General features: G+C 67.4%; 22 protein-coding genes. 4 read left to right on the forward strand and 18 right to left on the reverse strand.

The window, feature by feature from the left end; genetic code table 11:
* Window positions 1-10: 10 nt before the first annotated feature.
* On the reverse strand, window positions 11-1,981 hold the full coding sequence (locus NDI85_RS07740) for a hypothetical protein (RefSeq protein ID WP_310915427.1): 1,971 nt from the start codon (window positions 1,979-1,981) through the stop codon (window positions 11-13).
* 93 nt (window positions 1,982-2,074) lie between these two features.
* On the opposite strand from NDI85_RS07740, the gene NDI85_RS07745 reads away from it, so the two are divergent.
* Window positions 2,075-2,482 carry a plastocyanin/azurin family copper-binding protein gene (locus NDI85_RS07745; protein ID WP_310915428.1) on the forward strand — a complete coding sequence of 136 codons (408 nt, stop codon included), beginning with the start codon at window positions 2,075-2,077 and terminating at the stop codon, window positions 2,480-2,482.
* Window position 2,483: 1 nt separating this feature from the next.
* Here NDI85_RS07745 and NDI85_RS07750 read toward each other — a convergent pair whose 3' ends face one another.
* From NDI85_RS07750 to NDI85_RS07760, 3 genes are read right to left on the reverse strand one after another with little or no spacing between them, the layout of a single operon-like run.
* Window positions 2,484-2,867 (reverse strand): hypothetical protein, encoded by a 384-nt coding sequence (locus tag NDI85_RS07750; RefSeq protein ID WP_189000976.1) that lies wholly within the window; start codon window positions 2,865-2,867, stop codon window positions 2,484-2,486.
* A 51-nt stretch (window positions 2,868-2,918) separates the two neighbouring features.
* On the reverse strand, window positions 2,919-3,833 hold the full coding sequence (locus NDI85_RS07755) for an NAD-dependent epimerase/dehydratase family protein (RefSeq protein ID WP_310915429.1): 915 nt from the start codon (window positions 3,831-3,833) through the stop codon (window positions 2,919-2,921).
* A gap of 45 nt (window positions 3,834-3,878) precedes the next feature.
* A complete protein-coding gene (locus NDI85_RS07760) occupies window positions 3,879-4,409 on the reverse strand; it encodes a metal-dependent hydrolase (RefSeq protein WP_310915430.1) in 531 nt (176 codons plus the stop codon).
* A gap of 101 nt (window positions 4,410-4,510) precedes the next feature.
* On the opposite strand from NDI85_RS07760, the gene NDI85_RS07765 reads away from it, so the two are divergent.
* Entirely contained in the window at window positions 4,511-4,783 is a 273-nt protein-coding gene (locus NDI85_RS07765; protein ID WP_189000970.1) for a hypothetical protein, read from the forward strand.
* Here the strand turns inward: NDI85_RS07765 and NDI85_RS07770 are convergent.
* The 5 genes from NDI85_RS07770 to NDI85_RS07790 form a co-directional block, all read right to left on the reverse strand.
* Window positions 4,780-5,436 (reverse strand): hypothetical protein, encoded by a 657-nt coding sequence (locus NDI85_RS07770; RefSeq protein ID WP_220639457.1) that lies wholly within the window; start codon window positions 5,434-5,436, stop codon window positions 4,780-4,782. The two genes, NDI85_RS07765 and NDI85_RS07770, sit on opposite strands and share 4 nt — an antisense overlap.
* Before the next feature lie 75 nt (window positions 5,437-5,511).
* Window positions 5,512-7,293, reverse strand: a complete 1,782-nt coding sequence (locus NDI85_RS07775) for a glycosyltransferase family 2 protein (protein ID WP_189000969.1) — start codon at window positions 7,291-7,293, stop codon at window positions 5,512-5,514.
* 79 nt (window positions 7,294-7,372) lie between these two features.
* Window positions 7,373-8,314: a DUF1616 domain-containing protein gene (locus NDI85_RS07780; protein WP_310915431.1), complete on the reverse strand. Its 942-nt coding sequence runs from the start codon at window positions 8,312-8,314 to the stop codon at window positions 7,373-7,375.
* A gap of 134 nt (window positions 8,315-8,448) precedes the next feature.
* Window positions 8,449-9,456 (reverse strand): TFIIB-type zinc ribbon-containing protein, encoded by a 1,008-nt coding sequence (locus NDI85_RS07785; RefSeq protein WP_310915432.1) that lies wholly within the window; start codon window positions 9,454-9,456, stop codon window positions 8,449-8,451.
* A 110-nt stretch (window positions 9,457-9,566) separates the two neighbouring features.
* Window positions 9,567-10,352, reverse strand: coding sequence for a helix-turn-helix domain-containing protein (locus tag NDI85_RS07790; RefSeq protein ID WP_166968356.1), 786 nt, complete (start codon window positions 10,350-10,352; stop codon window positions 9,567-9,569).
* Window positions 10,353-10,446: 94 nt separating this feature from the next.
* Between NDI85_RS07790 and NDI85_RS07795 the strand changes: the two genes are divergently transcribed.
* Window positions 10,447-10,821 (forward strand): hypothetical protein, encoded by a 375-nt coding sequence (locus NDI85_RS07795; RefSeq protein WP_310915433.1) that lies wholly within the window; start codon window positions 10,447-10,449, stop codon window positions 10,819-10,821.
* Between the two features lie 7 nt (window positions 10,822-10,828).
* Here NDI85_RS07795 and NDI85_RS07800 read toward each other — a convergent pair whose 3' ends face one another.
* From NDI85_RS07800 to dgoD, 3 genes are all read right to left on the reverse strand, one after another.
* Window positions 10,829-11,791: a C-terminal binding protein gene (locus NDI85_RS07800; RefSeq protein WP_189000955.1), complete on the reverse strand. Its 963-nt coding sequence runs from the start codon at window positions 11,789-11,791 to the stop codon at window positions 10,829-10,831.
* A 416-nt stretch (window positions 11,792-12,207) separates the two neighbouring features.
* Window positions 12,208-13,239 carry an NAD(P)-dependent alcohol dehydrogenase gene (locus tag NDI85_RS07805; RefSeq protein ID WP_189000953.1) on the reverse strand — a complete coding sequence of 344 codons (1,032 nt, stop codon included), beginning with the start codon at window positions 13,237-13,239 and terminating at the stop codon, window positions 12,208-12,210.
* A gap of 46 nt (window positions 13,240-13,285) precedes the next feature.
* Entirely contained in the window at window positions 13,286-14,437 is a 1,152-nt protein-coding gene (dgoD, locus tag NDI85_RS07810) for a galactonate dehydratase (RefSeq protein ID WP_310915434.1), read from the reverse strand.
* A gap of 126 nt (window positions 14,438-14,563) precedes the next feature.
* On the opposite strand from dgoD, the gene NDI85_RS07815 reads away from it, so the two are divergent.
* Window positions 14,564-15,337: an SDR family NAD(P)-dependent oxidoreductase gene (locus NDI85_RS07815; protein WP_189000947.1), complete on the forward strand. Its 774-nt coding sequence runs from the start codon at window positions 14,564-14,566 to the stop codon at window positions 15,335-15,337.
* A gap of 45 nt (window positions 15,338-15,382) precedes the next feature.
* Here the strand turns inward: NDI85_RS07815 and NDI85_RS07820 are convergent, their stop codons facing one another.
* The 6 genes from NDI85_RS07820 to NDI85_RS07845 all read right to left on the reverse strand — a co-directional run bounded on the left by NDI85_RS07820 (window position 15,383) and on the right by NDI85_RS07845 (window position 22,102).
* On the reverse strand, window positions 15,383-16,843 hold the full coding sequence (locus NDI85_RS07820) for an FGGY-family carbohydrate kinase (RefSeq protein WP_310915435.1): 1,461 nt from the start codon (window positions 16,841-16,843) through the stop codon (window positions 15,383-15,385).
* 7 nt (window positions 16,844-16,850) lie between these two features.
* Window positions 16,851-17,504, reverse strand: coding sequence for a class II aldolase/adducin family protein (locus NDI85_RS07825; protein WP_310915436.1), 654 nt, complete (start codon window positions 17,502-17,504; stop codon window positions 16,851-16,853).
* A 59-nt stretch (window positions 17,505-17,563) separates the two neighbouring features.
* Entirely contained in the window at window positions 17,564-18,736 is a 1,173-nt protein-coding gene (locus NDI85_RS07830) for an ABC transporter ATP-binding protein (RefSeq protein WP_310915437.1), read from the reverse strand.
* A gap of 85 nt (window positions 18,737-18,821) precedes the next feature.
* Complete coding sequence (locus NDI85_RS07835) at window positions 18,822-19,700, reverse strand: carbohydrate ABC transporter permease (protein ID WP_189000934.1); 879 nt, start codon at window positions 19,698-19,700, stop codon at window positions 18,822-18,824.
* Window positions 19,700-20,632, reverse strand: a complete 933-nt coding sequence (locus NDI85_RS07840) for a sugar ABC transporter permease (protein WP_310915438.1) — start codon at window positions 20,630-20,632, stop codon at window positions 19,700-19,702. Before NDI85_RS07840 ends, NDI85_RS07835 begins: the two co-directional genes overlap by 1 nt.
* A 42-nt stretch (window positions 20,633-20,674) precedes the next feature.
* Window positions 20,675-22,102 carry a sugar ABC transporter substrate-binding protein gene (locus NDI85_RS07845; protein ID WP_189000928.1) on the reverse strand — a complete coding sequence of 476 codons (1,428 nt, stop codon included), beginning with the start codon at window positions 22,100-22,102 and terminating at the stop codon, window positions 20,675-20,677.
* Between the last annotated feature and the right edge of the window lie 54 nt (window positions 22,103-22,156).

A 22,156-nucleotide genomic window follows, 5' to 3' on the forward strand; every position in this document is an offset into this window, starting at 1 on the left:
ACCGGAAGTGCTACTGTCCGGTGGCGTTCGTCGCCGCCGTCCCGTTCTCGCCGTAGAGACCGCGGAAACCGTCCGGACTGTGGTAGACTCGGACAGCGTCGGTGGCGTACACGACGTTCGACCGCGCCTCGGTGGCGGCGAACCGCTCCTCGGAGAGGGTGAAGACGTTCTGCTCGCTACTCCGGAGGCTCAGGCCCAGTGCGACGAGGTGGTCCGTCCAGCGCTCGCGCACCACGACGAAGTCGGCGCCGGTGCGTAGTCCGCTCGGCCGTGCGCGGAGGACCCGCGTGGCGTTGTAGTCCGCCGTCTCGAAGGCGCGGTTGGTCACGCGGTCAGTGGCCACGTCGTCGGACGCGTACGTCTCGACGAACGCGGCGGTAGTCCCGATAGCCCGGAACTCCGCGTCGGTCATCGACACCTGCTCGCGGCGCTCGTCGGTGTAGACGCCCTCCACGTCGTCGGCGGCGAGGACGGTGAACGCCGTCGCGCCGCCGAGCGAGGCGACCACCAGCAACGCGACGGCGACGTATCGCCCGTCGGCGGAGAGCGCCCGTCGGAGGCCGACGGCGAGGGGGAACACTGCGACGAGCGTGACGACGAACTTCAGCCGCTCTATCTGGGGAATCGGAATCGGGAACGGGAGGAGCAGAGCGGAGAGGCCGAGGCCCGTGACGGCCAGCGTGAAGCCGCGCCGGTACCGTCCGAGGTGGTCGAGCAGTTCGTACGCCGCGAGCAACAGGAGCGACCCGAGGCCGGCGGCGTAGACGCCCGTCGGTGTCGACAACCACTGGACCGCCCGACCGACGCTGTCGCCCGGCAGCGTGACACCGTAGGTGTACAGTCGTGCGGGGGGGACCGTCGCCACGTCGAACAGCACGCCCAGCGACAGTTCGACGATGCCGACGACGATGAGGCTGGGCGAGTACGACCAGTACGCGAGGAGGAGCGCTCCGCCGACGACGCCGGGGAACAGCCACCGGTATCGGAGCGTCGGCCAGCGGCCACCCGAGACAGTCGGGAGGAGGGACGGCCGCGCGAGTACGACCGGGACGGCCGCCGCCGCGACGCCGGCGAACAGGAGATACGTCAAATGGTGGGTGACGACCATCGTCCCGACGAGGAGGAGAGCGAACACGGAGAGGCGGCGGTAGGTCCGTTCGTCGCTGGCGTCGAGCAGTCGACTGTTGACGTAGATGCCGACGAGCAGGAGGACCGACGCCAGCGCCTGCGGGTAGAAGTACAGCGCGTGGTAGCTGAAAAACTCCAGGAGGAGGACCGACAGGGCAGTCGTCAAGCCCAGTCGGGTCGACCCGAACACCGACGCCCCGAGGAGGTACGCCAGCGGGACGACCAGCGTGAACAGCAGGATGCCGGTCAGGACCAGCGCGTCGTAGGCGCCGAGGCGGGTGAGGTGCGTGACGGTGCCGACGAAGAAGTGAAAGACGGGGTAGAGGTCGTAGCCGTGGGCGATGGCCGTCGTGTAGCGGGCCTCGACGAGCGTCTCGACGGCGGCGACGTGGGCGAACGTGTCGGTGCCGCCGAAGTAGAACCCGGTCGTGAGATACTTCCCGAGTCGGCCCGCGAGAAAGAGCGCCGATAGCTGTGTCAGCACCGCGGGAACCGAGGGGTCGGCGCGTATCTGCAGGGCGGCCAGTGCGATACCCAGCGGGAGGACGACGGCGAACGGGAGCAGGCGAGACCCGAGCAGCGACGTGGCGACGACGGCTCCGCCGGCGAGCGCGAGGACGACTTTCGTCACCACGCTGGCCGGGACGCGACCGTCTGCGTCGGGGAACTCGCCGCGAGAGGCGACGAAGAGTACCAGCGCGACGACGGCACCGACGAGCGTGAACCCCGCCCGGAGGAGCGTCGGCCGTGCCAAGAGGCCGAGGAGGGAAACCGCCGACAGTCCGACGGCCGTCAGTAGGCAGACGGCGATCGGGACGTACTCGGCGCGGCGGCGGTGCGGTGCGGAGACCATCGAGGAGATATCGTTGCCCCCTGTTTCGCTGGCGGCGGCAAAAGTGTTGCAGTCGCCGACTAAGCTTAACCTACTGGCGAGCGTCCGGGGCGTATGGACAGACGGACGCTACTGCGGTTGGGTGGGGCGGGACTGGTCGGCACGCTGGCCGGCTGTGGCGGGTCGGGCGACGACGGGCCGAGCGAGACGCGCGTCGCGATGACCGACGACCTCGTGTTCGACCCGAAGGAGGTGACGGTCGCTGCCGGCGACACGGTGGTCTGGGAGACGACGGGGTCGGTGGCCCACAGCGCTACCGCCTACGAGGCCGACCTCCCCGACGGCGCCGCGTACTTCGCCTCCGGCGACTTCGAGAGCGAGTCGGCCGCCCGGCAGGCCTACCCCGACGGCAGCGTGGGGTCGGGCGAGACGTACCGCCACACGTTCGAGGTGGCCGGCGAGTACCCCTACTTCTGTATCCCCCACGAGTCCGGGATGCGCGGCACCGTCGTCGTGGAGTGAGTTACGCCGCGCCGAGCGTGCGGACCACGGAGAAGAGGGCGAGTCCCGCACCGAGAGCGACGAGGGCCTGCCCTGTCCAACGGGGCGGCCACAGCGAGTCGGGATTCGCAGTCGACCGCCGGTGGCGGCAGACGACGGCCGCGCCGATACAGAGCGCGACCACGCCGTGGACGGCATACAGCCCCAGCCCGATGGTCAGGGAGAGGACGTAAGCCCCGACGTACGCGGCCGGCGTAAAGAGGAGTTGGGGCCACGGCGAGACGTCGTCGCCGTCGAACAGGCGGAGAAAGACCGTCGGAAAGTACCACGAAGCCGTCCCGGTGAAGAGGAAGAACCCGGCGAGAGCGACGCCGATTACGGCGTCGGTCACGGCCTCGGGAGGCATCGACACACGGTAGCGAGCGACGATTGAAAGCCGTTCCTGTCCAGCGCCGCCTCACCCCAGATAGTCGGCGAGGCCCGCCTCCAGCGAGACGGTCGGGTCGTACCCGAGTCGCTCGCGGGCCTTCGCAACGTCGGCGACGCTCTCGCGGATGTCTCCCCGTCGTGGCTCGACGGTGGTAATCTCGGCGTCGGGCGCGACCCGGTCCCGAATCGTCTCGGCGACGGTCCGGATGGTCGTGCCCGTCCCGGTGCCGACGTTGAACGCCTCCCCCGTCGCGTCGGTGGTCGCCGCGAGCAGGTTCGCCTGCACCACGTCCGCGACGTCGACGAAGTCCCGCGTCTGCCGGCCGTCGCCCTGCACGGTGAGGGGGCCGCCACTGCGGGCCTGTTCGGTGAACGCGGTGATGGCACCGGCGTAGTCCCCGCCGGATTGGCGCGGTCCGTAGACGTTGAAGTACCGGAGCGCGACCGTCGGCAGGTCGTAGAGGTCGGCGTACAGCCGACAGTAGTGGTCGCCCGAGAGCTTCTCCAGCCCGTAGGGTGAGGAGGGCTGTTTCGGTGCCGTCTCGGTGACCGGCATCGACTCGGGTGCGCCGTAGATGGCCGCGCTGGAGGCGAAGACGACCCGGGCGTCCTGCCGGCGGGCCGCTTCCAGTACCGAGAGCGTCCCGTCGACGTTGACCGAGTGACTCGTCGTCGGGTCCGCGACGGACTGGGCGACGCTGACGACGGCCGCCTCGTGGAAGACGAGGTCGACGCCGTCCATCGCTCGGCCGAGTGCCGCCTCGTCGCGCACGTCGCCCTCGACGAGCGTCACGTCGTCGGGCACTCTGGAGCGCTCCCCGGTGACGAAGCTATCGAGAACCCGCACGTCGTTGGCCGGCCGAAGGGCGTCGACGAGGTGGCTCCCGATGAACCCTGCTCCACCCGTCACGAGCGCCGTCTGCCCGGCGACAGTCGCAGTCATGGCTTACCGTGCGCGAGGTGTGACCAAATAGCCGCGGGTGCGGCGTCAGTCGGGACGCGGCGGCCGCCACGGGAGCGCTCGCCAGAAGTGCGCGAGGAAGACGAGACCACCGACGGCCGCGAGCGCCAGATGGCCGAGCGCGTTCGGCGACCACTCGACGGCGCGGAGTAGTTCGCCGAGGCCGATGGCGGAGTCGTACGGATACGCCGGCAGGAAGGGCCACAGGAGGAAGGTGAACTCCTCGACGCGCCAGTAGTACAGCGCCACGTACGTATCACCGAGGAGGTGGCTGGCGTACCCCAGCCAGAACGCCACGCCGACCTCGGGGTGGGCGCGGTGCCACGCCACCGCGAGGACCAGCGCCGAGAGCGGGACGGCGAGGACGAGCGAGTGGGCCAGCGACCGGCCCGAGGGGATGGCCCCGACCCACCACGCCAGCGGCTTGTCGACGAGGTCCGGGAGTTGCGTCGCCACCAGCACCGCGGCCAGTTCCGCCCGTGAGACCCGGCGGCGGAGCACCAGCGCCAGACCGACGACGAGGAGGTAGCCGAAGGCGGCGTGGGTCCATGGGTACATTCGCGTACCGAAGGGACGGCCCCCGACGGCTTGAACCCCGCGCTAGGCGGGACGTACCGAACCCCAGAGGGTTATGCCGCTCGACGGCGTAGCGAGGTGTGATGACGACGCCCCGGCAACGCCGGTTCCTGTACGCGCAGGTCGGCCTGACGCTGGTCGCCACCGCGATACTGGCGACTGTCGGGGCGCTCACGCTCGAACACGTCTTCGTCGTCTCCTTTCTCGGGTTCGTCGTGCTGACCGCGCTGACCGCGCCGGTCCACGTCACCCCGCGCTGGCGCTCGCGGCTCCGCTGGCCCCTGCTGGCTGGCGCGGTCGCCTTCCTCGTCCTCGTCGGCCTCCGCACGCTGGAGAAGTTCGTCGGGTCGCTCTAGTCCCAGCGACAGGTGACGACGAGGCGTCCGTCATCGTCGGTCGGTTCGACGCGAACCGGACGCCCGACTGCTCGTGCGAGACCGACGCCGACGACGGAGGCGACGGGGTGGTCGAACAGTTCCGCTGTCCCGACGGTAGTCCCGGTGACAGTCACTTCGGCACCGCCATCGGTCGTCTGCGCCGTCGCTCGGTCCGCGAGTTCGAGGTCCTCGACGAGGTAGTCGACGAGCACCGGGAGTCGGTCGGCCGGGTCCTCGTCGACCGCCGGTCGATCGAGCGTCGTCAGCAGTCGCACGCCGACGGGGTCGAGGTGCGCGTCGCTCTCCTCGACGGTCAGCGCAACCGAGTCGCCGTCGGGGACGTACAGTAGCGGGCCGTCGCCGGCGAGTCGGCGCGCGTTGGTCCCGGCCGTCGCGGCGAGGTCCGTCGCGACCCGCGCCGGGAGCGTCCGCTCCGCCGTGACGAACTGGAGCAACAGGGCCGCGAAGAGGGCGGTGCCGCCCCACGCGAACAGGAGGGTCTGGCGGGTCGGCACTCCGACCCCGGCAGCGACGAGGCCGACGCCGACGAGGGCGAACACCGGTGCCGGGTTCCGGTCCCCGAACCGTTCTCGAAGCCGGCCACCCGCGGACGCGTGCGTGGCGTTATCCACGGGCGTCCACCGCCACGCGGTTCGTCCCCACGGTCATACTGCTGTCCAGTCTCGCCGCCGGTTTAGCTGTTCCCCTCACTGTCCCAGTCGTTTCATCGTCGGGTGGCCGTTCAGAACGTGCATCATCAGCGCCGTGACACACAGCAGCGTCCCGCCGATGGCGAACATGATGGCGGTGCCGAGTTGGACGGGGTAGAGCGCTCCCGTCTCGACGTACTGGACGAGCAACAGGAGCACGACGCTCACGCCCAGCAGGGTCGTGATAGTGCCGGGAATCCCGACGATGAGGAGCGGACGGCCGTACTCGACGGTCCAGACGATGTTCCGGACGAGGTCGAGTCCGTGCGAGAGCGACCCCTGCGTACTCGAGTTCTCGACGTCGTAGGAGATGGTCGTCCCCACCTCGGCGACGCTCAGGCGGTTACGGTGGGCGTGGTACAGGATGTCCGTACTCGCGCCCATGTTGTTCCCGAGAGTCTGGTCGCCGGCCAGCGAACGCAGCGCTCGTCTGTTGTAGGCCCGGTAGCCGCTCTGTGTATCGCGGACCCACCCGCTCGGGCGGAGTTTGCCGAGACTGAGGTTGGTGAGGTCGTTGATGACCGCCAGTCCGAGCGACCGGACGAACGGTATCTTCGACTGGCGGTCACCGACGTAGCGACTCCCGATGACGATGTCGGCGTCGGCGCGGTCCTGCGTCTCGACGAGTATCGGGATGTCGGCCGGGTCGTGTTGCCCGTCGGCGTCGACGACGACGAGGTGGGCGGCGTCGCGGTCGGCGGCCTCCCGGAACAGCGTCTTCAGCGCCCCGCCGTAGCCCTGATTCCAGTCGTGGGCGACGACGGTCGCACCAGCCTCGCGGGCCCGGTCGGCCGTCGCGTCGCGGCTCCCGTCGTCGACGACGACGACCTCGTCGGCGAACGCCGCGGCACGGTCGACCACGTCGGCGATGCTGTCGGCGGCGTTGTACGCCGGAATCCCGACGACGACGGTGGGCGTGTCTCGCGCGACGCTCCACTGCTCGGGGATAGCGACCACCTCGTAATCGGCGCGCTCGAAGGCGGCGCTCGTGCGGTCGTAGTCGATGCGCGGGCAGTCGCGGGTCTGCAAGATGATGCCCGGCGAACCACGCTCTCTGGCGGTCCGTGAGAGGAGTCGGTTGAGTTCCGCCTGTGACGACCGTCTCGACGGCGGTGAGAGGACGATGGCACCCAGCGACGCGAGCGTATCGAGTGGCTCGGCACCCTCGTCCAGCCCGGAGTAGGTCACGAGAACGGGGTGCCCCCGACGACTCGCCCGGAGGACAGTCCGGATGGCGGCGTCCCCGTTGGTCGGGGAGAGGACGAGGCCGATAGCGACGTCCCGTGCCGCGTCCGTCGCGTCGGCCGTCGTGTCGTCGGGAATCGACACGAGCGGGAGGGAGGCCTCGGTGCGACCGGGCACCGACGCCGTCGTCACGTCCAGTACCGTCGTGTCGCCGTCGGCGGAGACCCACCTGACCGTCGGTGTCGCCAGCGACTCGTCGTCGCCCGAGAGCGGCACTACCTCGTCGACGGTCGGGTTGGACACGACGGACTCGCCGGGACCCTCGACGAGGTAGCCGACGGTGGCCGACTCGCCGGGTTCGACGGCACCCTCGATGGCGAGACGGCCGCCACTGAACGTCCCGTCACCCGCCCTCCGGTCGCGCCCGGTGAGCGTCTCCGTCGCCGGAACCGGGTCCGAGATACTGACGGCGACGGCGTCCGGGCCGTGCGTCTCGACGGCGAGCGAGACGAACCGTCGCCCGCCGTCGACGTCGGCCACCGTCTTGGTCACTGAAACGTCGTCTAGCTGTGTGTGTGCCGAGTCGTGTTCCACCGTGAATCCTCCGGTCCACCACTCCCCAGTAGTGTACTATCCAGATATACGCCGATTGCCTACATATAGATGCCGACAGTTACGGCCCGTCGGAGACGCGCACCCAGACGTGCACCTGTCTGACCGGTGACTGGGCGTCGGAGCGGTACAGGCGGTAGGTCAGTCGAAGGGCGTCCCCCGCCGTCGTCGGCCGAACCGTGTGTCTGGTGACCGCCGACTCGCCGGCGGCGACCGACACCGGGAACCGAACCAGTTCCTCGGAGTCGGTGACGGTGACGGTATCGTTCTCGACCGTAACGCGTTCGAGTCGACCGACGACGGTGCCGTCGAACCCGTCGGGGCCGCGGGCACCGACGCCGACACCGACGGTCGTCGGGTCGCCGACGGTGAGTTCAGTCGGGTGGTCGCCAGCCCTGAGTTCGCCGGCGTCGTTCTCGCCGAGGAGGTAGAACTCGGTGACGCCCGCGGCGTCGGTAGCCTCCTGTGCGACGACGCCGATAGCACCGACCCCGGCGACGAGGACGAGGACGGTCAGCGCGATGCCGAGAGTACCCTCGCCGGTGACGACAGCGACGGTCCGGTCGCGGACGCTCCCGAAGTCGGTCCCCGCCCGCACGTCGGCCGGCACGCGCCTGCGGCGACCCCACGCCACGGCCGTCGCCAGAAGCGTCACAAGACACAGACCGCCGACGACGGCCGTCCGTTGAAACCCCCAGATAGTGAAGTCGAGGACGCCGCCGACGACGGCGACGGCGACGACGCTCCCGCCGACGCTCAGGCCGAGGCGGGCCAGCCACGAGGTCCGCGTCGTCGCCCCCGGTGCCGCCTCGCCGGCCCGCGGGAACACCGCCGAAACGAGGGCGTAGCCGGGTACGAGCACGACGAAGGGGATCCCGACGACGATGGCGAGTGGCGTCCACGCACCGGCGGGGGAGAACGCGACGACGGCCGCGAATACCACGCTCGCGACGACGAGTAGCAGGTCGGCCGGGACGCTGTGGTCCGACCCCGAACGAGACATACCGGTGTATCCGCGTGACGGGACTAAAAGGGCGCGGGCTTCGGTACGGTCGTCCTACTGGCCCGCTCTCGGGCCGCTCCGGTCACCGTCCGCTCGCTGCTTCGCTCCGAGACACCACTCCGTTCGGGCTCTCGCTATGCACTCGCGTTCGACCCGCCCGCAGCGCTCGCCTCGACGGGATCGCGGTCGGCCTCGGCTTCGAGGAGTTCGCGGTAGCGGTCCCGAATAGTGACCGTGCTGACGTCGGTGGCGTCGCTGATGGTCTCCTGCGTGAGTTCCTCGTTGACGAGCAGGCCCGCCGCGTAGATGGCTGCGGCCGCGAGTCCGACGGGGCTCTTACCGCTGTGGACGTTCGCGGCTTTGCCGTTCTCGATGAGGTCGTGGGCCCGCATCGCCAGTTCGTCGCTGGCGTCGAGTTCGGAGACGAACTTCGAGAGGTAGTCGGCCGGGTCCGGCGGGCCGATCTCCAGCGAGAGTTCGCGGTTGATGTAGCGGTAGGCGCGGGTGAACTCCTGTTCGTCGACACGGCTGACGACCACCATGTCGTCGATGGTCTGCGGGAGGTTCGTCTGCCGGACGGCGGCGTACAGCGACGCCGTGGCAACGCCCTCGATAGAGCGGCCCGGAAGCAGGCCTTCATCCAGCGCCCGACGGTAGACGACGCCGGCCGTCTCGCGGGCGCTCTTGGGGACGCCAAGTGCGCTCCCCATCCGGTCTATCTCGCCCAGCGCCTGCTTGAGGTTGCGCTCGCTGTGGTCCCGGGTTCGGAACCGTTCGTTCCACGTCCGAAGCCGCTGCATCTTCTCGCGCTGACTGGACGACAGCGAGTTCCCGTTGGCGTCCTTGTTCTGCCAGCCGATGTTCGTCGAGAGGCCCTCGTCGTGCATCAGTTTCGTCGTCGGCGCGCCGACGCGGGACTTCTCGTCGCGCTCGGCGGAGTCGAACGCGCGCCACTCGGGGCCGCGGTCGATGGCGTTCTCGTCGACGACCAGCCCACAGTCCGCACAGACGGTCTCGCCGCGAGACGCGTCGTGGGTGAGATGGCCGCCGCAGTCGGGACAGACGTGGTCCTCACCCGCCGTTGTCTCCTCGTCGACGGTGCTTTCCCGTTCCTCGGCGTCGTGTGTGCTGAGTGTGGTCATGATAGGTGAAGGGCGAGCGGTGACGCCACCACCCGCGTGCGTACCACAGTAGAAACGTGCTACCAGTATCAGCACTAGTTCGGCGTATGCCAAAGGTGGTTGGTAGTCGTTCACACACCCGAGCGACCGACCCGCAGACGGGTCCCCTCCGCGACCGATTCGTCGGCGTCGACCGGTCCCATCGACCGCGTGACGAACGAGCGGACGATCCACGCCTCGGCCCGCTGGAGGCGGTACTGCAGGGTCGACCGGGAGACGTCGAGTTTCTCGGCGAGGTCGGTCAGCGAGATGTCCCGCGGGGTGCGGTAGTAGCCGTATTCGACCGCCGCTTCGACGGCGGCCTGCTGTTCCGGCGGGAGTTCGGCCAGCGTCACCGACTCGTCGGTCCAGTAGGACGGCTCGCCCAACTGCCGGAACTCGACGGTCAGACCGGGGCGAAGTTCCGTCTCCAGCGCGCCGAACAGGTCGTCGACGCCCTCGTCGCTACACAGCAGCAGGCGCCACTCACAGCGGCTGCCGCGGCGTTCCGTCTCACAGAGGACGCCGTTGCCGACGTGTTCGATGGCCAGTCGCGGGATAGAGTGACAGTCGCCGGCCTCCGAGCGATAGCTGTAGACGGTGCGGCGCCCCTGCTCCGAGGCGATGACCTTGTAGTGCCACTCGGTATCACAGTCCCGGGTGCCGATGCACTCCGTGCACTGGACGGGGCCGTCGAAGACCTCGTCGAGTCTGTCGAGCGCCGCCTCCGTGCCGGCGACCCGTTCCAGCCGCCACATCCCGTCGTTCGTGACGTTACAGGCGATCGTCCGGGAGTGGGTCTCCGGGTAGTCGATGAACACGTCCATCAGGGGGTCGACCCCGCGTTCGTAGTCGATGGTGAAGATGAACTCGCGCATTGGCGCTCTTACTCCGCGGAGCGGCTTATATCCACGGACGATTTCGGCGTGTGCCGAACGGGCAGTCATACCGATGGATCCCGTCCGATAGCGTATGTCGTGCGAACCATCGAAACCGCCCCGACGGGAGCGCGAATCGACGGCGAGTGACGCGTCCCGGGGCCGGTTGCCGGCCCACAATTGGCGCCCCACCGTCGTCCACGGCGCCATCCTGTGGACGCTCCTTCTCGGGGCGGCGCTGGTCGTTCCCGCGGGGCATCCGTTAGCACTCGGCGTCGCCGTCGCCGGCGTGTTCGTCCTCCCTACCCTGCCCGTCGCGCTGTGCTGTGACTACCGACAGGCCAGACGCGCCGGAACCTGCGACCCCGGCGTCGAGGCCTACCTCCGTAACCTCGCATACGACGTCCGGACGACGCTCACCCGCGGCGACTCGCTGGGGAGCGAGCGCCGGGCGTTCGACTCGTGCTGACCGAGGCTCAGAGCCAGTCGGTGTCCGGGTCGATGTAGTCCGGCGGCGTCTCGCCGGCCAGTGCCGCCCGGACGTTGGCGGCGACGGTGGCGTTCAGTTCCTCGCGGGCCTCCTCGGAGTACCACGCCGCGTGCGGCGTGACGATACAGTTGTCCAGTCCGGTCAGTGGGTGGTCGGGTTCCGGCGGTTCCTGACAGAGGACGTCCAGTCCGGCGGCCGCGATGGCCTCGTTCCGAAGGGCGTCGAGCAGGGCTTCCTCGTCGATCAGGCCGCCACGGCCGGTGTTGACGAGGACGGCGTGGTCCTGCATCGCCTCGAGCGCCCCGGCGTCGACCATCCCGCGGGTGTCGTCGGTCAGCGGTGCGTGCAGGGAGACGTAGTCCGCGCGCTCGTATAGGTCGTCAAGCGTGACCTTCTCGACGCCGGCCTCGGCCATGTCAGTCTCGTCGACGTAGGGGTCGTAGGCGACCACGTCGAGGTCGAATCCACGGACCTGCTCGCGGACGCGGCGGGCGATGGGGCCGAAAGAGACCAGTCCGAGCGTCCGGCCGCGCACCCGGTGGACGGGACGGGTGCGTTCCCAACCCCAGTTGCCGTTCCGGACGTCCCGGTCGTAGGCGGCGACGGTGCGGATACAGTCGAGCAGGAGCGTCACCGTGTGGGTCGCCACCTCGTCGGTGCAGTACTCGGGGACGTTGGTGACCTGCACGCCGTTCTCGGCTGCCGCGCCCACGTCGACGTTGTCGATGCCGACCCCCGCGCGGGCGACGATTCGCAGGTCGTCGAGTTCGTCGAGAACCGCCGCCGTCACGGGCGTGTTCACGTCGACGACGAGCGCGTCGGCCCCTTCGGCCGCCGCGGCCAGTGCGGCCTCGTCGTCCGTCTCGGCGGCGACTACCTCGGCGTCCAGTTTCTCGCGGAGCAACGCGGTGTCTATCATCGGATCGTCGCTGGCGACCACTCGTGGCATATCTGGACGGACGAACGCCCCATATATAACGGGCCGGCGACGTTCCCAGCGGACAGGAATCCGACGACAGCGATGCGGCCTGTCCGGTCGACGGATCGTTCCGACAGAGACTCGCCCGCGGAGTCGCAGACGTCGGTTCGGGAGCGACTGACAGCAGCCGACGGGCGAAACGTCGCCACACGCCATCCGAGCACCATCGCAGATATCCCGGAAGCGCCTCGGCCGTCACGGGCACAGATCGAGGCGATACGTCACGAGAGGTCCGCGAATTTTTGCCCACGTATGACAACAAGCTCCGGAGTTGTGGACCCATAATTCGAGTCATTCGACTTCTGTAGGCCCTCTTCCCATGATTCTGGTTCTGAAAATGTCTTTTTGTGATTGCTTGCCCCCTTTATGCGTCTATCTCGGCGCTTTCAGGACTCGAACGTGATCATGCCCTTGACGACGGCTGGCTCCATCGCCCGTTGGAAGGCGTCGTCGATGGCGTCGAGCGAGGACTCGAAGTCGATGATGCCCGCCACGTCGACGACGCCGTCGGCGAGCAAATCCACGGCCGCGTCGTAGGTGTTCTTATAACGAAACGACCCGTGGACGTCTATCTCGTTGTCGATGACTTCGAGCACGTCGAACGGAACGGTGGCCTCGTCTGCCAGTCCGACGAGGACGACGGTGCCGCCCCGCCGGACGGCGTCGAGCGTCGACCTGATGGAAGGTTCGGCCCCCGACGCTTCGACGACGACGTCCGCACCGACGCCGTCAGTGTACTCCTCGACGGCCGATTCGAGGTCCGTCTCGGTGACGTCGACGGTTACGTCCGCCCCGCGCTCGGCTGCGAGCGACAGTTTCTCGGCGACCACGTCGGTGACGATGACGTCCGTCGCGCCCGCGGCGCGTGCGGCCTCCATCACTAGTAAGCCGATGGGGCCGGCACCGGTGACCAGCACAGTATCGCCCGTCCCGACGTCCCCGCGGCGGCAGGCGTGGATACCGACCGAGAGAGGCTCACAGAGCGCTCCCTCGGCGGTGGAGACGGAATCGGGCAGTTCGTAGGCGAAGTCCGCCGGCCACGAGACGTACTCGGCGAACGCGCCGTCGTGTGGCGGTGTCGCCATGAACGTAACGTCTTCACAGAGGTGATAGTCGCCGCGCTTGCAGTGGGCACAGCGGCGACAGGGGACGCCCGGTTCGAGGGCGACCCGGTCGCCCGCTTCCAGTCCGGTGACGTTCTCGCCGACCGCGACCACTTCGCCGGCACTCTCGTGGCCGAGAACGAGTGGATCCTCGACGACGTAGTCGCCGATGCGGCCGTGTTCGTAGTAGTGGACGTCCGACCCGCAGATGCCGACGTCTCTGATGGCGACGAGGACGTCGTCGGGGCCGGGGGACGGTTCGGAACGGTCTTGGAGTTCGAACTCGGTAGGTTCGACTAACACTGCGGTTCGCATGACCGACAACACGCCGCATAGATACTAAAAGACAGGGGGTGCGCAGTCACCACTCGGCGATGCTTCCGTCCTCGTGGTGCCACACCGGATTGTACCAGTTGACTTCTGTCTGTGCCTTTTGCCGGACGTACGCCTCGTCGACTTCGATGCCGAGTCCCGGTCCGGTCGGTCGCTCGACGTAGCCGTCCTCGAACTGGAACGTCTCGGGGTCTTCGAGCAGGGCGAGACGCTGACTCGATTCCGGGTCGTGGAGTTCGAGGTCCTGTTCCTGTACGACGACGTTCTGGGACGCAAAGCCCACCTGCAGGCTGGCGGCGAATGCGACGGGGCCGAGCGGACAGTGCGGGACGACGGCCACGTCGAAGGCCTCCGCCATGGACGCCACCTTGCGCATCTCGCTGATGCCGCCGACGTGCGTGACGTCCGGTTGGATGACCGAGACGGCGTCGTCGACCAGCAGGGGCTTGAAGTCGTACCGGGAGTAGAGGCGTTCGCCAGTCGAGACGGGGACGCTCGTCCGGTCGTTGAGGGCGGCGAAGGCCTCGCCGTGTTCGGGTGTCAGCGGTTGGTCGGCGAACATCAGGTTGTACGGTTCCAGCCGACGGAGGAGTTCGAGGGCCATCGGCTTCGAGACGCGGCCGTGGAAGTCCACGCCGACGAGCGCGTCGTCCCCGACGGCGTCTCTGAGTGCCGCCACCCGTTCGACGGCGCGGTCGATGGCCGCGGTCGTCTCTAACGGGCGGAACTCTCGCGGATTGTTGAGTTTGAACGCGCGGTAGCCGCGAGCGTAGTCCTGCGCTGCGGACTTGGCGATGTCCTCGGGACCGGCCCCGCCGATCCACTGGTGGACGAGCAGCCGGTCCCGGACGTGCCCCCCTAGCAACTCGTGGACCGGAGCGCCGTAGTGGCGACCCTTGACGTCCCACAGCGCCTGATCGATGCCGGCGAGGGCGCTCATCAGCACCGGCCCACCGCGGAAGTAGCCGCTCTGGTAGAGCTTTCGCCAGTGGTACTCCGTCCGAAGCGGGTCCGTCCCGAGGAGGTACCCCTCGATGAGTTCGCCGACGGCCGCCCGCACCGTCTCCAGTCGCCCCTGAATGATCGGCTCGCCCCAGCCGATCAGCCCCTCGTCGGTCTCAAGCTTGAGCAGTAACCACCGGGGCGGAACGGCGAACAGTTCGTAATCGGTGATTTGCATACGTTGGACATGGCGAGGTGCCCACTTCAAACGACAGGTCGCCACGGCGACGGCGTTCGACCGGGCCGAGTACGTCAGTGAATGTATAGTTTTATCACCGTGGAAAGCACTAGCACGACCGTTCGCATGAGTGTAGTCGACAGTTTCTCCCTCGACGGAGAGACGGCTATCGTCACCGGCGCAGCACAGGGACTCGGAAAGCAAATGGCGAGCGGCCTCGCGGAGATGGGCGCCGACGTCGCCATCGCCGACGTGAACCGCGAGAAGGCCGACGCGACGGCGGCCGAACTCGACGGCGAGACCGAGGTCGTCGCCACGGAAGTCGACGTCACAGACGAGGCGTCGGTCGAGGCGATGGTCGAGGACGTGACGGACCGACTCGGACCGATAGACGTCCTCGTCAACAACGCGGGCATCGTCGAGAACTCACCGGCCGAGGAGACGGGCATCGACTCGTGGCGGCGCGTGGTCGCCGTCAACTTAGACGGCGTCTTCCTCTGTGCCAAACACGTCGGCCGGCAGATGCTCGAACGCGGCGAGGGACGCATCGTCAACATCTCCTCGATGTCCGGGTTCGACGTCAACGTCCCCCAGAAGCAGGCCAGCTACAACACCACGAAAGCCGGGGTACGGATGCTGACACAGTCGCTGGCCGTCGAGTGGGGTGACCGCGGCGTCCGGGTCAACGCTATCGCGCCGGGGTACATGCGCACGGACCTCGTCGACGAGGTGCTGGCCGAGAACCCGGAGATGGAGGAGACGTGGCTGGAGAACACGCCGATGGGACGGCTCGGCCGCCCGGAGGAACTCAAAGAACTCGTCGTCTACCTCGCGTCGGACGCCTCCTCGTACGTGACCGGGTCCACGGTGGTCATCGACGGCGGGTACACGTCCCGGTAACAAGCCGAACCGTCCTTCTACAAAGACAGCGAGACCGCGTCGGCGTCAGTCCGCCGCGAGGTCGGCCATCCGTTCTTTCGCTCGACCCCACCCCTCGGTGTGGGTGGGGGCGTATCTCGTCGTCTCGAACGCCGACTCGACGAGTCGGCGGCCGGCCGCGAGGTCCGGGAGGGTGTCGACGGCGAGCGCCTGCGTCAGGAGGTTGCCGACGGCCGTGGCCTCGACCGGCCCGGCGACGACCGGCATCCCGGTCGCGTCGGCGAGCAACTGACAGAACAACTCGTTGCGGACGCCGCCGCCGCCGAGGTTGATGCTAGACGGGGGGTCCTCGACGACCGACGCGAGGGCGTCCAGTTCCAGCGCCGTCTTCGTCACGAGACTGTCGAGCAGACAGCGGACGACGCCGCCCTGTCCGGTCGGTACCGGCTGGTCGGTCCGCCGGCAGTACGCGCGTATCTGCTCGGGCATCGGCGCGTCGATGCCGAACGCCTCCGCGTCCGGGTCGACGAGCGCGGCTCGCGCCGCGGCCTTCCGGGCGGCCGACAGCAGGTGGTCGTAGTCGACCGGGTCGCCGGTCTCCCGCCACGCCTCGCGGCACTCTTCGAGCAGGAAGAAGCCGTTGACGTTCTTCAAGAGGCGGACGGTCCCGTCGACGCCGAGTTCGTTCGAGACGGCCTGCTCGAAGGCCGGGTCGGTGCGGACCGGGTCCTCGCGCTCGACGCCGAGGATGAACCACGACCCGGTGTTGAGGAAGGCGGCGTCCTCGGCAAGCGGGAGGCCGGCGACGGCCGCCGCCGTGTCGTGGCTCGCCGGCGTGACGAGGTCGGGCGTCGACTGGAGCGCCGCGGCCACGTCGTCGGCGACCGGTCCCAGTCGTCGGCCGGGTTCCTCGAGCGACGGGAGGAGGTCGGTCGGCAGGGACACCTCCTCCAGCAGGTCGGCCGCCCACGCGCGCTCGTGCGGGTCGACCATCTGCGTGGTCGAAGCGACGGTCACCTCGCCACAGGGTCGGCCGCCCAGCAGTGTCGTCAGCAACTGGGGCATCATGAGCAGGCTGTCGGCCCGTTCGAGGAGGGTCGGTTCGTCGCGGGCGAGCGTGTGGAGTTGCCAGAGCGTGTTCGGCGTGTTCCAGTTGGTGATGCCGGTGGCCTCGAACACCCGGCGTCTGTCGACCGTCTCGAACAGCGACTCGCGCGAGGCCGTCGCGTCCGGGTCCCGGTAGGAGACCGGGTCCCGCAGTACCTCGCCGTCGGCGAGCAGGCCGAAGTCGAGACCCCACGTGTCGATACCGACCGTGTCGACGTCGTCGGCCCGTTCGCCCGCGGCTTCGAGGCCGTCGACCATCCGCTCGCGGAGCGCCGAGAGGTCCCAGACGTAGCGGCCGTCCCGCTCGACCGGCCGGTTCTCGAACCGGTGGACCTCGCGAACGTCGAAGTCGGTGGGCGTCACGGTGCCGAGATACACCGTGCCGCCGCTCGCGCCGATGTCGATGGCGACGTGGTTCATGGCGTGCTCACTGCCCGTAGCTGTCGAGTTTGCCCTGCAGGCGGTCGATTTCGTCGTCTGGGAGGATCTCGGGGTCGCCGATAGCGCGGGCCTGATAGTGGATGCGGGCGCAGTACTCGACCATCAGCGCCACCGTGTAGGCCTCCGCCAGCGACCCGTCGGCGGTCAGGACGCCGTGGTTCCGCAGGAGCGTCGCGTTGTAGTCCTCGCCGAGAGCGTCGACGGCGGCGTCCCCGAGGGCTTGGGTCGCGTGGGTCTCGTACTCGGCGACTGGCACCTCGGACCCGGTGAACGCCAGCAGGTAGTGTGAGGCCGGGATCGCCTCGCCGAGCGAGGCGAACGTGGTCGCATAGGGCGAGTGCGTGTGGACGACGCCGCCGACGTCGGGGCGCTGTTCGTACACTTCGAGGTGCATCGGGAGTTCCGTGGAGGGAGTGACGTCGCCCTCGACTACGGTCCCGTCCGTGCGAACGACCGGTACGTCCGACGGTTCGATATCCTCGTACGGTATCCCCGAGGGACTGATGGCGACGTGGTCCTCGTCGAGGCGGGCACTGAGGTTCCCGCCGGTACCGGTCGTCAGGTCGTCTGCGAGCAGGCTTCGGCCGTGTTCGCAGATAGCGCTACGCGTCTCGTGATACGAAAGGTTCTGTGATGACATGTGGTGGATGGTGGATCGGACAATCGGTGAGCGGTACGTCCGGAGCGGCCAGTCCGGCGTTACTTCGCGGAGCTACTGGCGGTCTGGACCCCCTCTTCGAGAGCGATTTCGGCGTCAGCGTCGAGTCTCCGCTGGTGGATGGTCTCGCCGGTGGCGGCGTCGAAGAGGTGGACGTCCTCGTCGGGAATCTCGACGTAGACCTCCGCCCCTTCGCTGATGAGGCGCTGACCGTCCGTCTCGACGATAAACGTCTTGTCGTCGTCCTGCTGGGCCGCGCGCAGGTAGACGTAGGAGATGCTCCCCATCGGTTCGACGACGTCGACGACGGCTTCGAACTCGTGGCCGCTGGTGGGTTCGTCGTGGAGCGTGGTGTCCTCGGGCCGTGCGCCCAGCACGAGGTTGCTCCGGCCCTCGACCGAGGACTGCATCCGCTCGGTCAGGTCGAAGTCGAAGCCGTCGGCCCGGAGGGTGCCGCCCTCGACGTGCCCCTCGAAGAAGTTCATCGAGGGCGACCCGAGGAAGCCGGCGACGAACTGGTTGGCCGGCCGGTAGAAACACTCCAAGGGCGTGCCGACCTGCTGGAGTTCGCCGTAGTTGAGGACGACCAGTCGGTCGCCCATCGTCATCGCCTCCGTCTGGTCGTGGGTGACGTACAGCGTGGTGACGTCGAGGTCGTTCTGGAGGCGGTTGATTTCGGTCCGCATCTCCGCCCGAAGCTTCGCGTCGAGGTTGCTGAGCGGTTCGTCCATCAGGAAGACGTTCGGGTCGCGGACGATAGCGCGGCCCAGCGCCACGCGCTGTTGCTGGCCGCCGGAGAGTTCGCCGGGCGTGTTGTCAAGCAGTTCCCCGATGTCCATCATCTCGGCGGTGGACGTGACGGTCTGCTCGATGGCGTCGGCCGACATGTCCGTCGACATCTTCAGCCCGAAGGACATGTTCTCCTCGACGGTCATGTTCGGATACAGCGCGTAGTTCTGGAACACCATCGCGATGTCTCGCGCACGCGGCCCGAGTTGGTTGACGATGGCGTCGCCGATTTCGACGTCGCCCTCGCTCTGCGTTTCGAGCCCCGCGACGATTCGCATGAGCGTCGATTTCCCGCTGCCCGAGGGCCCGACGAAGACGACGAACTCGCCGTCTTCGATGTCCAGAGACACGTCGTCGACCGCGACGACCGACTCGTCTCCGTCGCCGAACCGTTTCGTTACGTCGTCTATCGTGATACTAGCCATTATGTAGCCTCCGTTGTGCGACTCCGTCTCGCCGCCGCACGGGCGTCGTTCGCGAGCAGTACGTCTCGTCGGGGGGAAGTCGTGCTCATTCCTTGATCACCACACCGAAGCTCAGTCCGGCCGCGAGATACTTGTTGACCGCGACGAGGAAGACGACGACGGGGATTATCATCGCCGTCGAGGCGGCCGCGAGCATCGACCATTCGATGGACCGGGAGCCGATGAACGAGTAGACGAACAGCGTCACCGGCACCGCTTCGAAGCTCGTCAGCACGAGTCCGAACAGCAGCTCTATCCACGCGAAGATGAAGCTGATGATGGCGACCGAGAAGATGCCGGGTTTGGCCGCCGGGAGGACGACCTTGCGGAACCCCTGAAACTGGGTCGCGCCGTCGACGCGTGCCGCTTCCTCTAGCGTCTCCGGGATGCCGTCGAAGAACGCCTTCATCACCCAGACGACAAGCGAGAGGTTGATGCTGACGTACATCAGCACCATCCCGATGCGGGTGTCGAACAGGTTGAGCGCCCGGAAGATGACGAAAAACGGGATGACGACGGCGATAGGCGGGAGCATCCGCGAGGAGAGGATCCACACGAGCACGTCCCGTTGCATCGGGATGTCGTACCGCGAGAGGACGTACGCGGCGGGGACGCCGATGAGCAGGACGAGCACGACCGACGCGGCAACCATCACGACGCTGTTGGCGAACGCCGCGAGGAAGTCCGACTGCTGGGCGAGCTGGATGTAGTTGTACACCGTCGGCAGGAATATCCAGTCGGGCGGCAGCGAGTTCGCCTGTCCCGGCGGCTTCAGCGACATCGAGACGAGCCAGTACAGCGGGAACAGCACGACGAACGACCATCCCAGCAGGACGGTGTGTCGAACCACCGTGACGAGTTTCTCCCGCGTCTCCTTGTCGAGGCGCTGCGACGAGGTCGCGGACTGGGCGTCCTGGGTCGCCATCAGTCCCACACCCCCTCGAAGCCGACCTTCGCGATGATGACGTTACACAGCGCGACGACGAGGACGAGGTAGACGATGGCGATGGCGGCGGCCACGCCCAGCTGGTTGTTGATGAACATCTGCTCGTAGATGTTGATGCTCACGAGCTGGGTGGCCGTCCCCGGCCCGCCGTTCGTCAGCCCGTAGACGACGCCGAACGTCCGGAACAGGTCGATGAGCCGGATGAGGACGGCGACGAACACGACCGTCTTCATGTACGGGATGATGACGTGGACGTAGCGACGCCACAGCGGCGCGCCGTCGACCCGCGAGGCCTCGACGAGCGTGTCGGGCACCGACGAGAGGCCGGCGTAGAAGATGATGAACATGAACGGCGTCCAGTTCCACGTATCGAGGAGAATCACCGTCAGCAGCGGGATCTCCGAGAGGAAGTTCGGGGCCGCAAACGGCGTCCCCGTCTCTATCACGTACGGGATGATGCCGATTTCGCTGTTCAGCATGATTCGACCGATGGTCGCCAGCGAGACGGGTGCGACGGCCATCGGGACGATGAACAACACCCGGTAGAACGACTTCGCTCGCTCCGATTCGACGCCGGCGACGAGTGCGGCGAGGACGAACCCCAGAGCACTCTCTAGGAGCAACGCGCTGACGACGACGGTGATCGTGATGACGAACGAGTGGAACGCACCACCTCGGGTGAACGCCGTCTCGAAGTTGCTCAGCCCGACGAACTCGGCTTCGAAGACGTTGAACGTGGGTTCGGCTATCAGGCTGAGGTAGAGGTCGTAGGCGCCGGGGAAGAAGGTGATCATCACCATCACCAGCACCATCGGTGCCATGAACCAGTACGGGAGGTAGTCGTTCCACAGATCCCGGACTCTGGTGAGGGGCGTCTTGCTTGCCGTTTCTGTTTGGGTTGGTGTGCTCATGGGTCGAGGGGTGGTCTCGTGATGCTGGTGTGAGATCGCATGTTACCCGCTGTAGATGTCCTCGGCGATTTTCGCTGCCTGCGTCATCGCCGCCTCGGCGGACTTCTGGCCGGCGATGGCGCGCTGCAGTTCCTCGGAGTAGCGCTGGCCCCATTCGGGGTACTTCCGGTCGAACGGGTCTGGCGCCGCTTCCTGCAGGGAGTCGAGCGTGACCTGTGCGAAGTTGTCACCCACGCGCGAGCGGAACTCGTCGTTCTCCCAGACGGACTGGCGCACCGAGAACGCAGCGCTGCTGTTCAGGTGCAGCCAGGTGTTGGTCGGTTCCGAGGACGCCCACAGCATGAACAGGAACGCCTGCTCGGAGTTCGAGGCGTTCTTCGACGTGGATATCTGCCAGTTGAACGCGTTCGGTGAGAACGTCCCGTCGGCCGGTTTCGGCGCCTTCGCGATGCCGATGTTCTCGGCAACCTTCGAGTCTTCGCCGGTCAGACCGGGCCAGAACAGGTTGGCGTCGGCGACGATGTGGCCCGCGCGGCCCTCCTGCATCGTGGTGAGCACGTCGGACCACGTCTGGGTCGACGCGCCTTCGGGACCGTAGTCCTGCAGCAGTTTGGTGTACCACTCCGCCGCGTCGATGACTCCCTGCGAGTCGAGACCGGAGTCGTCCGGGAAACTGTCCCACAGTTTGGCGCCGTGCTCACGGAGGAACGTGTTCAGGATGTAGATGTTCATCCCGTAGCCCTTCTGGCCGCGACCCACCGTGCCGACGACGTCGGACTCGTTTTCGTGGATCGTCTTCGCGTTCTGACGGAACTGCTCTAACGTCTCTGCGACTTCGAGGCCGTGCTTCTCGTAGAGGTCTTTGCGGTAGAACTGGGTCTGGACCTCGACGGTGATGGGGATGCCGGTCCACGTGTCGCTGTAGCCGCCACCGTGGGCCTGCCACTTCGACGCTTCGAAGAGGTCGTCCGGCTGGTACCACGCCTCGTCGTACAGACTGCTGTCCTCGAAGTACGGGTCGAGGGGCTGTATCCACCCTTCCTCGCGGAACTGGTTGACGACCTGATCCATGTAGAAGACGTCGAACTGCCCGGCACCGGTACTGACGTCGGTCTGTCGTTTGGTCCGGAACTGCTGTTCCGGGAGGATGTTCCAGACGACGTCGATACCGGTCAGCTCCTCGAAGACCGGCACTGCGGGCTTGATTGCCGAAACCCACGGGTGCTGGACCGCACCGATGTTTATCTTCGTCCCCTCGAACTGTTTCCAGTCGATGTCGGCCCCGGTGTACTTATCGAGGGAGATGGCGAGTTCCCCGTCCGAACCGGTTCCGGTGCCGGTCGAGCCGTCACCGCTCGAACCATCGCCACCCTCACTACCCGAGCCACCTCGCGTACAGCCAGCGAGGCCGCCGAGTAGTCCGACACCTGTCGCTTTCAGGAAGTTCCGTCTGTTGCGTTCGCTTGGCATATGTGCTTGCCTCGGACTAGCAACATAGTTCATGGATAATAAAACTATCTCCTC

It is taken from the genome of Haloarcula sp. S1AR25-4, assembly GCF_031624555.1.
Taxonomy (GTDB): domain Archaea; phylum Halobacteriota; class Halobacteria; order Halobacteriales; family Haloarculaceae; genus Haloarcula; species Haloarcula pellucida.

Bases quoted from the DNA above. Each gene is read 5' to 3' on its own strand.
- NDI85_RS07740 (WP_310915427.1), bottom strand. From the start codon at position 1,981: ATGGTCTCCGCACCGCACCGCCGCCGCGCCGAGTACGTCCCGATCGCC.
- NDI85_RS07745 (WP_310915428.1), top strand. From the start codon at position 2,075: ATGGACAGACGGACGCTACTGCGGTTGGGTGGGGCGGGACTGGTCGGC.
- NDI85_RS07750 (WP_189000976.1), bottom strand. From the start codon at position 2,867: ATGCCTCCCGAGGCCGTGACCGACGCCGTAATCGGCGTCGCTCTCGCC.
- NDI85_RS07755 (WP_310915429.1), bottom strand. From the start codon at position 3,833: ATGACTGCGACTGTCGCCGGGCAGACGGCGCTCGTGACGGGTGGAGCA.
- NDI85_RS07760 (WP_310915430.1), bottom strand. From the start codon at position 4,409: ATGTACCCATGGACCCACGCCGCCTTCGGCTACCTCCTCGTCGTCGGT.
- NDI85_RS07765 (WP_189000970.1), top strand. From the start codon at position 4,511: ATGACGACGCCCCGGCAACGCCGGTTCCTGTACGCGCAGGTCGGCCTG.
- NDI85_RS07780 (WP_310915431.1), bottom strand. From the start codon at position 8,314: ATGTCTCGTTCGGGGTCGGACCACAGCGTCCCGGCCGACCTGCTACTC.
- NDI85_RS07785 (WP_310915432.1), bottom strand. From the start codon at position 9,456: ATGACCACACTCAGCACACACGACGCCGAGGAACGGGAAAGCACCGTC.
- NDI85_RS07790 (WP_166968356.1), bottom strand. From the start codon at position 10,352: ATGCGCGAGTTCATCTTCACCATCGACTACGAACGCGGGGTCGACCCC.
- NDI85_RS07795 (WP_310915433.1), top strand. From the start codon at position 10,447: ATGTCGTGCGAACCATCGAAACCGCCCCGACGGGAGCGCGAATCGACG.
- NDI85_RS07800 (WP_189000955.1), bottom strand. From the start codon at position 11,791: ATGCCACGAGTGGTCGCCAGCGACGATCCGATGATAGACACCGCGTTG.
- NDI85_RS07805 (WP_189000953.1), bottom strand. From the start codon at position 13,239: ATGCGAACCGCAGTGTTAGTCGAACCTACCGAGTTCGAACTCCAAGAC.
- dgoD (WP_310915434.1), bottom strand. From the start codon at position 14,437: ATGCAAATCACCGATTACGAACTGTTCGCCGTTCCGCCCCGGTGGTTA.
- NDI85_RS07815 (WP_189000947.1), top strand. From the start codon at position 14,564: ATGAGTGTAGTCGACAGTTTCTCCCTCGACGGAGAGACGGCTATCGTC.
- NDI85_RS07820 (WP_310915435.1), bottom strand. From the start codon at position 16,843: ATGAACCACGTCGCCATCGACATCGGCGCGAGCGGCGGCACGGTGTAT.
- NDI85_RS07825 (WP_310915436.1), bottom strand. From the start codon at position 17,504: ATGTCATCACAGAACCTTTCGTATCACGAGACGCGTAGCGCTATCTGC.
- NDI85_RS07830 (WP_310915437.1), bottom strand. From the start codon at position 18,736: ATGGCTAGTATCACGATAGACGACGTAACGAAACGGTTCGGCGACGGA.
- NDI85_RS07835 (WP_189000934.1), bottom strand. From the start codon at position 19,700: ATGGCGACCCAGGACGCCCAGTCCGCGACCTCGTCGCAGCGCCTCGAC.
- NDI85_RS07840 (WP_310915438.1), bottom strand. From the start codon at position 20,632: ATGAGCACACCAACCCAAACAGAAACGGCAAGCAAGACGCCCCTCACC.
- NDI85_RS07845 (WP_189000928.1), bottom strand. From the start codon at position 22,102: ATGCCAAGCGAACGCAACAGACGGAACTTCCTGAAAGCGACAGGTGTC.